Source organism: Streptomyces sp. DH10 (genome assembly GCF_029813805.1).
In the GTDB taxonomy this organism is placed as follows: domain Bacteria; phylum Actinomycetota; class Actinomycetes; order Streptomycetales; family Streptomycetaceae; genus Streptomyces; species Streptomyces coeruleofuscus.
The window spans coordinates 217,916-231,102 of sequence record NZ_JARVKU010000013.1; the positions used below are offsets into that span (position 1 = coordinate 217,916).

8 protein-coding genes are annotated in these 13,187 nt (G+C 71.1%); 6 read left to right on the forward strand and 2 right to left on the reverse strand.

Features of this window, described 5'->3' with window-relative positions:
- Nucleotides 1-452 precede the first annotated feature (452 nt).
- Nucleotides 453-1,451 (reverse strand): aldo/keto reductase, encoded by a 999-nt coding sequence (locus tag QC385_RS26335; protein WP_279543834.1) that lies wholly within the window; start codon nucleotides 1,449-1,451, stop codon nucleotides 453-455.
- A 77-nt stretch (nucleotides 1,452-1,528) separates the two neighbouring features.
- Between QC385_RS26335 and QC385_RS26340 the strand changes: the two genes are divergently transcribed.
- From QC385_RS26340 to serA, 6 genes are all read left to right on the forward strand, one after another.
- Nucleotides 1,529-2,479 (forward strand): 2-hydroxyacid dehydrogenase, encoded by a 951-nt coding sequence (locus tag QC385_RS26340; RefSeq protein ID WP_279543835.1) that lies wholly within the window; start codon nucleotides 1,529-1,531, stop codon nucleotides 2,477-2,479.
- A gap of 429 nt (nucleotides 2,480-2,908) precedes the next feature.
- Complete coding sequence (locus QC385_RS26345) at nucleotides 2,909-5,926, forward strand: putative bifunctional diguanylate cyclase/phosphodiesterase (RefSeq protein ID WP_279543836.1); 3,018 nt, start codon at nucleotides 2,909-2,911, stop codon at nucleotides 5,924-5,926.
- A 231-nt stretch (nucleotides 5,927-6,157) separates the two neighbouring features.
- The gene (locus QC385_RS26350; RefSeq protein ID WP_279543837.1) at nucleotides 6,158-8,005 is read left to right on the forward strand and encodes an acetolactate synthase large subunit; all 1,848 of its coding nucleotides are present in this window, start codon (nucleotides 6,158-6,160) and stop codon (nucleotides 8,003-8,005) included.
- Between the two features lie 21 nt (nucleotides 8,006-8,026).
- On the forward strand, nucleotides 8,027-8,551 hold the full coding sequence (gene ilvN / locus QC385_RS26355) for an acetolactate synthase small subunit (protein WP_279543838.1): 525 nt from the start codon (nucleotides 8,027-8,029) through the stop codon (nucleotides 8,549-8,551).
- A 121-nt stretch (nucleotides 8,552-8,672) separates the two neighbouring features.
- Nucleotides 8,673-9,671 (forward strand): ketol-acid reductoisomerase, encoded by a 999-nt coding sequence (ilvC, locus tag QC385_RS26360; protein WP_150483193.1) that lies wholly within the window; start codon nucleotides 8,673-8,675, stop codon nucleotides 9,669-9,671.
- 267 nt (nucleotides 9,672-9,938) lie between these two features.
- Nucleotides 9,939-11,528 carry a phosphoglycerate dehydrogenase gene (gene serA / locus QC385_RS26365; RefSeq protein ID WP_279543839.1) on the forward strand — a complete coding sequence of 530 codons (1,590 nt, stop codon included), beginning with the start codon at nucleotides 9,939-9,941 and terminating at the stop codon, nucleotides 11,526-11,528.
- A 55-nt stretch (nucleotides 11,529-11,583) separates the two neighbouring features.
- On the opposite strand, the gene QC385_RS26370 is transcribed toward serA, so the two are convergent.
- Nucleotides 11,584-13,125, reverse strand: a complete 1,542-nt coding sequence (locus tag QC385_RS26370; protein ID WP_279543840.1) for an MFS transporter — start codon at nucleotides 13,123-13,125, stop codon at nucleotides 11,584-11,586.
- Nucleotides 13,126-13,187: the final 62 nt, after the last annotated feature.

Sequence of the window (13,187 nt, forward strand, 5' to 3'; positions counted from 1 at the left end):
CTGCGGACCGGGCCCGGCTCAGTCCCACGCGACTTTCCCTTAACCCCTCGGCGCGATGGGGCACGCCCGCCCGCTTCGCGGGCCGCCGTCGGGCGGCGCTGTGCGCTTCGGGCAGCAGGGGCCCCGCTGCGGTGCCACTGCGGCGGCGGGGAGACCGCCGGTGGCCGAGTCGCCGCGCGTGGCCGCGGGCCGGGTCCGAATCAGTCCCGCGGGCCGTGCGTCGGCGACAGTTCCGCCACCCTTAGGGCTTTGCCTGAATTCCTCGGCGCGACGGGGCACCCCGTTCCCTTCGCGGGCCGCCGCCGGGCGGCGCTGTGAGCTTCGGGCAGCCGGGGCGCCGCCACGGCGTTGGCCTCCGACGGCCGGGAGGCCGCTGCGGTGCCGGTTCTTCGGCGGCGCGAGGGGCGCTTCGTGGCCGAGGCGCCGCGTGGGGCCGCGGCCCGGGGGCCGGGTCAGTCCCACGACCCCTGGGCGGGCGGCAGTGCCGCCACCTCTCGCAGGTCCTCGGCCGTCAGGCGCAGGGTCGCCGCCGCCGCGTTCTCCGTGACCCAGCGCTCCTGCTTCGTGCCGGGGACCGGGACCACGTGCGGGCCCTGGGCGAGGACCCAGGCGAGGGCGACCTGGGCGGGCGTGACGTGCTCGCCGTGGCGGCGGGCCACTCGGCGCAGGCCCGCGACGATCGGCTGGTTCGCGGCCATCATCTCGGCCGTGAAGCGGGGGTGCCGGGCCCGGATGTCGTCGGCCTCGAAGCCCGCGCCGGGCCGCAGCCGGCCGGTCAGGAAGCCGTTGCCGAGCGGCATCGCCGCCAGGAAGCCGATGCCCCGCGTCCGGCACCACGGCAGCAGCGTCTCCAGAGCCTCCGGCGACCACACCGACAGCTCCGCCTCCACCGCGCTCACGGGGAACACCTGTTGCACCCGTTCCAACTGCCGGATCGTCGCGTCGTGCAGCCGGGCCCCGGAGCGGCGGCCCGCCCGCGCGCCCACCGCGCACAGGCCCAACGCCCTCACCTTCCCGGCCTGGACCAGCTCCGCCATCGCGCCCCACGTCTCCTCGACGGGGACCTCCGGGTCGGCCCGGTGCAGCTGGTAGAGGTCTATGACGTCCGTCTGGAGACGTCGCAGCGACGCGTCGCAGGCTCGTCTCACATATCCCGGGCGGCCGTTGGCAACGATGTGCTGGTCGCCCACGAGCAGACCGACCTTCGTCGACACGAAGGCGTCCGACCGCCTCTCCTTCAACGCCCGCCCCAACAGCAGCTCGTTGGTGAAGGGGCCGTACATGTCGGCCGTGTCCAGCAGGGACGCACCCAGGTCGAGCGCCCGGTGCACCGCCCTGAGCGACTCGTCGCCACGCTGCCGCGACGCGCTGTACGCCCAGCTCATCGGCATGCACCCGAGTCCGACGGCCCCCACCGCGAGCGCCGCCGCGCCGATCGTCCTGCGCTCCACCTGGTCGTGACCCTCCCTGTTCCGGCCACCCCAACCTAACCTCTGCCGTCGCACCCTCCTGACATAGCCTCCAGAGCATGACTGCTGACGTGTGGCTGCCCATCCCGCCGGACGAGATCGAGGGACTCCCCGAGGGCCCCGCCTACCGCTTCTGGAACGGAGAGGAGGACTTCCCCGCGGACCCGGCGGACTGCGTCTTCTACGTCGTCCCCTACATGAAGCCCAGCCCGTTGTGCGTGCGTCCCATGCCGGGGATGAGCCGGCTCCAGGTCGTGCAGACCCTCTCCGCCGGCATCGACCACGTGGAGCCCGGGCTGCGGCAGCTGCCGGCGGGCGTCCGGCTGTGCAACGCGCGCGGGGTGCACGAGGCCAGCACCGGAGAGCTCACCCTCACGCTGATCCTGGCCTCGCTGCGCGGTGTCCCCGACTTCGTCCGCGCGCAGGACCGGGGGGAGTGGCTCGCCGGGTTCCGGCCCGCGCTCGCCGACAAGAACGTCCTCATCGTCGGGTACGGATCGATCGGCGCGGCCATCGAGGACCGGCTCGTTCCGTTCGAGGTGGCGCGGGTGGCGCGCGTCGCGCGCTCCGAGCGCACCACGGCGCGCGGGCCGGTGCATCCGCTCACCGAACTCCCCGCGCTGCTGCCGGAAGCGGACGTCGTCATCCTGTCCACGCCACTCACCGAAACCACCCGTGGCCTGGCCGGGGCCGACTTCCTGTCCCGGATGAAGGACGGCGCGCTCCTCGTCAACGTCGCCCGCGGCCCCGTCGTCGACACCAAGGCGCTGCTCGCCGAGCTGGAGAGCGGCCGCATCACCGCCGCCCTCGACGTCACCGAGCCCGAGCCCCTGCCGCGCGAACACCCCCTGTGGCGTGCGCCGGGGGTACTCATCAGCCCTCATGTCGGCGGGCCCACCTCCGCGTTCCTGCCGCGCGCCAAGCGGCTCCTGGCGGACCAGTTGAACCGTTATGTGAACCGGGAGCCGCTGCGCAACGTGATCCTTACGACGGGTGCACCAACCGGCTGATCCGAACTTCGGGTACTGTCCGCAATCCTTCGGGCGCGGTGGGTACTCATATATCTGGTGATCGTCACGGAGCGTAGAGAACCTATGTCCCTGAGTGACGAGACTGGTGTATCGTCCCGACAGGGGCTGCGCCGGGGACAGTTCGGCGCCGGGGACGGACACTTCAGGACTGTGAGGGGGGCGACAGGCGATGCACGGCCTTTGGACGAGCGATCCGACGGGGCGGGGCTGCCGGCGGCGACCCTGGCGGACGGCCGCGAGCAGACGACGCGGCCACCACGCCGATCACGGCGGGCAGCACACCCACCACAGCGACCACCACACCGACCACAGCCATCACCACCGCGGGGCAGGCAGCCGCGGAAGGCATGCCCCGCCGGTGCGCCGGGGCCCGCGGCACCCGGGAGCGGCACGGACCGGGAGGGTCCGGTGAGCGCGCCGCCGACCCCCACACCCACGCTCGACGGAGCGCTGCGGGCACAGCCTCCGTCTCCCGGGGCGCTGCTGCCCCGCATGCCGGCCCCCGGCCCCCGGCCGGGCCTGGCCCTCCAACTCGTCCTCGCCCTGGTCTGCGCGGGATACGCCGTCGGTTCCGCGTTCGGCTGGGGTTCGTACGAAGCGGCCCTGATCATGGGCGACTTCGGGCTGAGCGCCGCGGCGGCCACCGCCGCCGTGTCGTGCTTCCTCTACGCCCGCAGCCGCTGCACCCGCTTCCGGCCCGCCTGGCTGCTCTTCGGCCTCTCCTCGGCCATGGCGTCCATGGGCAACCTCGTCTGGGGGTGGTACGAGGTCGTCCTCGGACAGCCCGTGCCCAGTCCCAGCTACGCCGACCTGTTCTTCCTCTGCTTCGCGCCACCCGCGATCGTCGGGCTGCTCGTGCTCGCCAAGCGGCCGGTCACCAAGGCCGGCTGGGTCTGCCTCGGCCTCGACGCCTGGCTGATCGGCGGCTCGCTGCTCACCCTGGCCTGGAGCCTCGCCCTCGCCCAGGCCGCGAAGTCGGAAGGGCCGAGCGTGGCACACACCGCTCTGTCGCTGGCCTACCCGTTGCTCGACATCGCGCTGATCAGCATGGTGTTCGCGCTGCACTTCCGGCGCTCGGCGGTGAGCCGCACAGCGATCAACACCGCGATCAGCGGCCTGGCGCTGACCCTGATGTGCGACGCCCTGTTCACCTCGCCACTGATGCACGACAGCTACCGCTCCGGCCATCTCCTCGACGCCGGCTGGTTCGCCGGCTCGCTGCTCCTGGCGTACGCCCCGTGGGCCGCGCCCCGCACGCCGGACACCGACCGGTACGGCCCGGACCGGCAGAGCACGGCGAGGTACACGCGCGTGGTGCACGAGCACGTGCCCGGTCAGCGCAGCGGCCCGCACCATCATGCGCCCCTTCCCGGAGGCGAGCTCGGCCGGTATCCGGCCGCCCGGCCCATCGCCGGCTCGCTCGCCGCCCTCACGCCGTATCTCGCGGCGGCCGTGTGCACCCTGGGCATCCTCTACAACGTCCTCAACGGCCGCAGCGTCGACCGCGTGGTCCTGCTCACCGGTGGCACGGTCGTGCTCGCCCTCGTGGTGCGCCAGGGCATCATGCTGCTCGACAACATCACCCTCACCCAGGAACTGGCGCAGAAGGAGAACCACTTCCGCTCCCTGGTGCAGGGCTCCAGCGACGTCATCATGATCGCCGCACCCAGCGGCATCCTGAGGTACGTCTCCCCGGCCGCCGCCGGTGTGTACGGCCGCCCGGCGGAGGAGCTGGTGGGTACGGAACTGGCCGGTCTCATCCACCCGGAGGATCTGGGCTGCGTCGTGCACGAAGTGCGGCGTTTCCTCGCCGCCAACCCGGTCGAGGAACCAACTACGCGCATCGAGTGCCGCTTCCGGTCCGGTGACGGAGGCTGGCTGAACGTCGAGTCGACCGTCAACCGCCATCACGGCGGCCTCATCTTCAACAGCAGGGACGTGACGGAAAGGGTCCGGCTCCAGGCCCAGTTGCAGCACAACGCCGAGCACGACCCGCTCACGGACCTGCCCAACCGCGCCCTGTTCACCAAGCGCGTCCAGCACGCCCTCTCGGGCCGCCGTGCCTCCGACCGGGGCGTGGCCCTGCGGAACACGGCCGTGCTGTTCATCGACCTCGACGGCTTCAAGGCCGTCAACGACACCATCGGGCACCAGGCCGGGGACGAGCTGCTCATCCAGGCCGCCCGCCGGCTCCAGGACTCCGTCCGGCAGGGCGACACCGCCTCCCGGCTGGGCGGGGACGAGTTCGCGGCCCTGATCGTCGGGGACAACACCCGCGACCGCGAGGCCCGGCAGCGGCACATACTGGAGCTCGCCGACCGTCTCAGGACGACGCTGTCCCAGCCGTACGTCATCGACGGCAACGATGTCCGTGTCAACGCCTCCATCGGCGTGGCCTTCGCCGAGCCGGGCCTGGGCGCGGGCGAGCTGCTGCGCAACGCCGACCTGGCCATGTACCGGGCCAAGGCCGGCGGCAAGGGCCGGGTCGAGCTGTACAAGCCGCAGATGCAGCAGGACGTCGTACGCAAGGCGGAGCTGGCCACGCGCCTGCGGTCCGCGCTGCACGACGGCGAGTTCACCCTGCTTCACCAGCCGGTGGTGTCCCTGGAGGACGGCCGGATCGCATCGGTGTCCGCGCAGGCGCGCTGGCGCTCCTCCCAGGGGGTGCTGTTCACCCCCGCGGAGTTCCTGCGGGTGGCCGAGGACAGCGACAAGACCGCCGAGCTGGGCCGGTGGATGATCGAGGAGGCCGTCGAGCAGGCCGCGGAGCGGCACACGACCGGGCTGGCCGCGCCGGTCGTCGTCCGGATGAGCGCCCGCCGGCTGCTGGACAAGTCGATGCCGCCCGGCACGATCGAGGCGCTGCTCACCCGGCACGGGCTGCCGTCCGGGTCGCTGGTCGTCGAGTTGTCCGACGCCGACGCCAGGGCCGGCCTGGACGAGCTGGAGCGGCGGCTGGGTGCCCTCAGGCGGGCCGGTGTCCGGATCGCGCTCGACGGGTTCGGCAGCGGCTACGGGGCAATCACGGCCCTCAGGCGGCTGCCCGTCGACATCCTCAAGCTCGACCGCAGTCTGGTCGACGGCGTCGTCGAGTCCGCCCGTCTGCACAAGATCACCAGTGGGCTGCTGCGCATCGCCGGCGACCTCGGGCTGAAGTCCGTGGCCGACGGGGTGGATCTGCCCGAGCAGGTCGCCGCCCTGCGGGCGATGGGCTGTACGCACGGTCAGGGCATGGCGTTCTCCGGGCCGCTCGACGAGTACCGGCTGCGCCGGGCGCTCGCTTCCGGCCACTATCCGGTGCCGCACGGACCGGCCGAACCGGCGTTCGCGGGTGCCCCGCGGGTGTACAGCTCGGGTGTGTCCGCCGTCATCGGAGGCGGTACGGCCCTCCGCTCACATAATGAGACTCCCGTCCCACCCACTTGACAGTGAGTGCGTGCCGGGGAGAGGGTCTGTGCCATGCGCACCCGAATTCTCGTACTTGGAAAGCGCGTCGGCTGACGCTGAGCCTCGACCGCTCAGCGAACCCACCCGGCGCGCTCCCCTCGCTTGCCTTATGGCACGAGGGGTTTTTTGTTGCACGGGCGCCTTCCGTGCAGCAGCCGAAAACCGCACAAACTTCGCAAAAAACCCTCAGCATCTGAGAAGAGAATGCCGATGACCGAGCAGGCCACCGGGGCCCATCACCCGCAGCCCCGGCCCCGATCCGGAGGACAGCACTCCGCCCCCGAGCAGGTGACGGGCGCGCAGTCCCTCATCCGCTCCCTCGAGGAGGTCGGCGCCGACACGGTATTCGGCATTCCCGGTGGTTGCATCCTTCCGGCGTACGACCCGCTGATGGACTCCACCCGCGTGCGTCACGTCCTAGTGCGCCACGAGCAGGGCGCCGGTCACGCGGCCGAGGGGTACGCGCTGGCCACCGGCAAGGTCGGCGTCTGCATGGCGACCTCGGGCCCCGGCGCGACCAACCTCGTCACGCCGATCGCCGACGCGCACATGGACTCGGTGCCGATGGTCGCGATCACCGGACAGGTGGCCTCCAAGGCGATCGGCACGGACGCCTTCCAGGAGGCGGACATCGTCGGCATCACCATGCCGATCACCAAGCACAACTTCCTCGTCACCAAGGCCGATGACATCCCGCGGGTGATCGCGCAGGCCTTCCACATCGCCTCCACCGGCCGTCCCGGCCCGGTCCTGGTCGACATCGCCAAGGACGCCCTCCAGGCGAAGACGACCTTCTCCTGGCCGCCGGCCATGGACCTGCCCGGCTACCGCCCGGTGACCAAGCCGCACGCCAAGCAGATCCGCGAGGCCGCCAAGCTGATCACCCAGGCCCGCCGGCCCGTGCTGTACGTCGGCGGCGGCGTGATCAAGGCCAAGGCCACCGCCGAGCTGAAGGTCCTCGCCGAGCTCACCGGCGCGCCCGTCACCACCACCCTGATGGCGCTCGGCTCGTTCCCCGACAACCACCCGCAGCACCTGGGCATGCCCGGCATGCACGGCTCGGTGGCCGCTGTCACCGCCCTGCAGAAGGCCGACCTGATCGTCGCCCTCGGCGCCCGCTTCGACGACCGCGTCACCGGCAAGCTGGACAGCTTCGCCCCGCACGCCAAGATCGTCCACGCCGACATCGACCCGGCCGAGATCGGCAAGAACCGCGCCGCCGACGTGCCGATCGTCGGTGACGCCCGCGAGGTCATCGCCGACCTGGTCCAGGCCGTGCAGAAGGAGCACAGCGAGGGCCACCAGGGCGACTACAGCGCCTGGTGGAACGACCTGAACCGCTGGCGCGAGACCTACCCGCTCGGCTACGACCAGCCCGGCGACGGCTCGCTCTCCCCGCAGCAGGTCATCGAGCGCATCGGACAGCTCGCCCCCGAGGGCACGATCTTCACGGCGGGTGTCGGCCAGCACCAGATGTGGGCCGCGCACTACATCGAGTACGACAAGCCCGGGACCTGGCTGAACTCGGGCGGCGCCGGGACGATGGGCTACGCGGTCCCGGCCGCCATGGGCGCCAAGGCCGGCGCGCCGGACAAGGCGGTCTGGGCGATCGACGGCGACGGCTGCTTCCAGATGACCAACCAGGAGCTCGCCACCTGCGCCCTGAACAACATCCCGATCAAGGTCGCCGTCATCAACAACGGCGCCCTCGGGATGGTCCGCCAGTGGCAGACCCTCTTCTACAACCAGCGGTACTCCAACACCGTGCTGCACTCCGGCCCGGACGACGTCAACCCGCAGGCCCGCGGCACCCGCGTCCCCGACTTCGTGAAGCTGTCGGAGGCGATGGGCTGCTACGCCATCCGCTGCGAGAACCCGGACGACCTCGACAAGGTGATCGAGGAGGCGAACTCGATCAACGACCGCCCGGTCGTCGTCGACTTCATCGTCCACGAGGACGCGATGGTGTGGCCGATGGTCGCCGCCGGCACCTCCAACGACGAGATCATGGCCGCCCGGGACGTTCGCCCCGACTTCGGCGACAACGAAGACGACTGAGCGAGAGAGACCGAAGAGATCATGTCCAAGCACACGCTCTCCGTCCTGGTGGAGAACACCCCCGGCATCCTCGCCCGGATCGCCGCGCTGTTCTCCCGCCGCGGCTTCAACATCGACTCGCTCGCCGTCGGTGTCACCGAGCACCCCGACATCTCCCGGATCACCATCGTCGTGGGGGTCGAGGACCTGCCGCTGGAGCAGGTGACCAAGCAGCTCAACAAGCTCGTCAACGTGCTCAAGATCGTCGAACTGGAGCCGTCGCAGGCGGTGCAGCGCGAACTCGTCCTGGTGAAGGTGCGGGCCGACAACGAGACGCGCTCCCAGATCGTCGAGATCGTCCAGCTGTTCCGCGCCAAGACCGTCGACGTCTCCCCGGAGGCCGTCACCATCGAGGCCACCGGCTCCGGCGAGAAGCTGACCGCGATGCTCAAGATGCTGGAGCCGTACGGCATCAAGGAACTCGTCCAGTCCGGCACGATCGCGATCGGCCGCGGTGGGCGTTCCATCACGGACCGGTCGCTGCGCGCCCTGGACCGGTCGGCGTAAGAACGGAAACGGGCGGTCGGCGCGCCGCCGGCCGCCCGTATTCCGAGACCCTCAAGCTTCCCTTCCGCCCCCCGTCATACGGTGGGACGCAACACCTGCACTCCCGAGGAGAGAACCCAAAGTGGCCGAGCTGTTCTACGACGCCGACGCCGACCTGTCCATCATCCAGGGCCGCAAGGTCGCGGTCATCGGTTACGGCAGCCAGGGCCACGCCCACGCGCTGTCGCTCCGTGACTCGGGTGTCGACGTGCGCGTCGGTCTGCACGAGGGCTCCAAGTCCAAGGCCAAGGCCGAGGAGCAGGGCCTGCGCGTGGTGACGCCGTCGGAGGCCGCCGCCGAGGCCGACGTCATCATGATCCTCGTCCCGGACCCGATCCAGGCCCAGGTCTACGAGGAGCACATCGCCCCGAACCTGAACGACGGCGACGCCCTGTTCTTCGGCCACGGCCTGAACATCCGCTACGGCTTCATCAAGCCCCCGGCCGGCGTGGACGTCTGCATGGTCGCCCCGAAGGGCCCGGGCCACCTGGTCCGCCGCCAGTACGAGGAGGGCCGCGGCGTTCCCTGCATCGCCGCCGTCGAGCAGGACGCCACGGGCAACGCCTTCGCGCTGGCCCTGTCGTACGCCAAGGGCATCGGCGGCACCCGCGCCGGCGTCATCAAGACGACCTTCACCGAGGAGACCGAGACCGACCTCTTCGGTGAGCAGGTCGTCCTCTGCGGTGGTACGGCCGCGCTGGTCAAGGCGGGCTTCGAGACGCTGACGGAGGCCGGCTACCAGCCGGAGATCGCCTACTTCGAGTGCCTGCACGAGCTGAAGCTGATCGTGGACCTCATGTACGAGGGCGGCCTGGAGAAGATGCGCTGGTCGATCTCCGAGACCGCCGAGTGGGGCGACTACGTCACCGGCCCGCGCATCATCACGGACGCCACCAAGGCCGAGATGAAGAAGGTGCTCGCCGAGATCCAGGACGGCACCTTCGCCCAGACCTGGATGGACGAGTACCACGGCGGTCTGAAGAAGTACAACGAGTACAAGACGCAGGACTCCGAGCACCTGCTGGAGACCACCGGCAAGGAGCTGCGCAAGCTCATGAGCTGGGTCGACGAGGAGGCGTAAGCCTCACGGCCAGGGGGCCGGAGCGAGCTGCTCCGGCCCCTTCGGCCAACCCGGGGTAACGTCGGAGGTACGGCGTTGTCCATCCCGTCCGGCCACGGACGGGTGATCCTTCCGCAGCGGCGTAAGACGACGCCCTCGGCGCCACTAGACTGCTGCACTACATACGCGTCAGGCCCACAGCGTCGTGCGTCTTCCACGCGGCTAGCCCCTCCACCGCCTGCGGCCGTCGGGACGGCCGTCCGCAGCATTGGACTTGTGAGGACTCACGTGAGCTCGAAACCAGTCGTACTCATCGCTGAAGAGCTGTCGCCCGCCACCGTCGACGCGCTGGGCCCGGATTTCGAGATCCGGCAGTGCAACGGCGCGGACCGGGCCGAGCTGCTCCCGGCCATCGCCGAGGTGGACGCGATCCTGATCCGTTCGGCCACCAAGGTCGACGCCGAGGCGATCGCCGCCGCGAAAAAGCTCAAGGTCGTCGCGCGAGCCGGCGTCGGCCTGGACAACGTGGACGTCTCCGCCGCCACCAAGGCCGGCGTGATGGTCGTCAACGCCCCCACCTCGAACATCGTGACCGCCGCCGAGCTCGCCTGCGGTCTCCTCCTCGCCACCGCCCGCAACATCCCGCAGGCCAACGCCGCGCTGAAGAACGGCGAGTGGAAGCGCAGCAAGTACACGGGTGTGGAGCTGGCCGAGAAGACCCTCGGCGTCGTCGGCCTCGGCCGCATCGGCGCGCTCGTCGCGCAGCGCATGTCCGCCTTCGGCATGAAGGTCGTCGCCTACGACCCCTACGTGCAGCCCGCGCGCGCCGCGCAGATGGGCGTGAAGGTGCTGTCGCTGGACGAGCTGCTCGAGGTCTCCGACTTCATCACCGTCCACCTCCCGAAGACCCCCGAGACCCTCGGCCTGATCGGCGACGAGGCGCTGCGCAAGGTCAAGCCGAGCGTGCGCATCGTCAACGCCGCGCGCGGCGGGATCGTCGACGAGGAGGCGCTGTACTCCGCCCTCAAGGAGGGCCGGGTCGCCGGTGCCGGTCTCGACGTGTACGCCAAGGAGCCGTGCACCGACTCGCCGCTCTTCGAGTTCGACCAGGTCGTCGCCACCCCGCACCTCGGTGCCTCCACCGACGAGGCGCAGGAGAAGGCCGGCATCGCCGTCGCCCGCTCCGTGCGTCTCGCGCTCGCCGGTGAGCTCGTGCCGGACGCGGTGAACGTCCAGGGCGGGGTCATCGCCGAGGACGTCAAGCCCGGTCTGCCGCTCGCCGAGCGCCTGGGCCGGATCTTCACCGCGCTCGCCGGTGAGGTCGCGGTCCGCCTCGACGTCGAGGTGTACGGCGAGATCACCCAGCACGACGTGAAGGTGCTGGAGCTGTCCGCCCTCAAGGGTGTCTTCGAGGACGTCGTCGACGAGACGGTGTCCTACGTCAACGCCCCGCTGTTCGCCCAGGAGCGCGGCGTCGAGGTGCGGCTGACCACCAGCTCGGAGGCGACCGAGCATCGCAACGTCGTCACCGTGCGCGGCACCCTCGCCGACGGCGAGGAGGTGTCGGTCTCCGGCACGCTGGCCGGCCCCAAGCACCTCCAGAAGATCGTCGCCGTCGGCGACTACGACGTCGACCTCGCGCTCGCCGACCACATGGTGGTGCTGCGGTACGAGGACCGGCCGGGTGTCGTCGGCACGGTCGGCCGCATCCTCGGCGAGGCGGGCATCAACATCGCCGGCATGCAGGTGTCGCGGGCCGTGGCCGGTGGCGAGGCGCTGGCGGTGCTGACCGTGGACGACACGGTGACCTCCGGGGTGCTGGCCGAGGTAGCGGCGGAGATCGGTGCGACCTCGGCTCGTTCGGTGAACCTGGCCTGATCCTCCCCGGGGGTCGCCGTCCCCGGACCCCCGTTCGCCCTGAACGGACTCGTCCTCAAACGCCGGACGGGCTGAGTCGATCAGCCCGTCCGGCTTTGTCGTGCGCGGGCACCCGCCGCAGCATGACCGCCGCCAGTACGGCCGCGCCCAGCAGCGTCACCGCCCCGGCCAGGGCGGCGCCCCGCATTCCGCTGGTGAAGGCCTCCCGTGCCGCCGCGGCCAGGACGTCCCCCGCGCGTCCCGGCAGCTGCTCGGCCACGGCCAGTGCGGCGCCCAGGGTCTCGTGGGCGGGGGCCGGTGCCGAGGCGGGGATCTCGTGGCGGTAGACCGCCGTACCGATCGACCCCAGGACCGCCATCCCCAGGGCTCCGCCGAACTCCGCGCCGGTCTCCATCAGGGAGGAGGCGGTCGCGGCCCGGTCCACCGGGGCGGCGCCCATCGCGAGGTCCATGATCTGGGTCGTCGCCATGACGACCCCGCAGGCCAGGACCCCGCACGCGGCCAGCACCAGCCACATCGACTCCGTACCGGCGACGGCCAGCAGGCCGTAACCGCTCGCGGAGACCGTGAAGCCCGCCGCGACGACGGTGGCGCGGGCGACGCCCTTGTGGACCAGCCAGGCCGCCAGCGGGGCCGCCATGCCGATCGGCACCGACGGCAGCAGGGCCCACAGCGCGGCCTCCATCGCGCTCTTGCCGAGCACCGACTGGATGTACTGCGTGGTGAAGAACGCCGAGCCCATCATCCCGAACAGGGCGAGCAGGTTCAGGACGACGGCGGGCCCGAAGCCCCGGCCGCGGAACAGCGCGGGCGGGATCATGGGCGAGGCCGACGTGCGCTGGCGGTGGACGAACAGGGCGGCGAAGAGCAGGCCGACGGTGATCGAGACGACGTACCGGACGTTCCAGCCGTCCGACGTGATCTCCTTCAGGCCGTAGATCACCGGGAGCACGGCCGCCATCGACAGCGGAACGCTCAGCCGGTCGAAGCGGCCCGGGGCGGGGTTCCTCGACTCGGGGAGCAGGACCGGGCCGAGGACCAGCAGCAGCGCCATCGCCGGCAGGTTGACCAGGAAGACCGAGCCCCACCAGAAGTACTCGACGAGCACGCCGCTCATCACCGAGCCGAGCGCGACGCCGCCCGTCATCACACCGGACCACAGGGCGATCGCCTTCGCGCGCTGCGCGGGGTCGGTGAACATCGTGCGGACCAGCGCCAGCGTCGACGGCATCAGGGTGGCGCCGCCGATGCCCAGCACGGCGCGGGCCGCGATCAGGGCCTCGGCGCTGTCGGCGTACGCCGCGGCCAGCGAGGCGGCTCCGAAGGCGGCGGCGCCGATCAGCAGCAGCTTGCGGCGGCCGATCCGGTCGCCCAGCGCGCCCATCGTCATCAGCAGGCCGGCCAGGACGAAGGCGTAGATGTCGAAGATCCACAGCTGCTGGGTGCCGGTGGGCTCCAGGTCGGCGCTGATCTGGGGGACCGCGAAGTAGAGGACCGAGACGTCCATCGAGACCAGCAGCAGCGGCAGCATCAGTACGCCGAGAGCGGTCCATTCGCGGCGGCCGGCGCGGACCGGGGAGTGGGGGTTCGTCGTCATGGGCAGGACTGTACGAGCGTCTTATACGCTTGTCTAGTACGGTTGTCTAATACGTGCGTCTG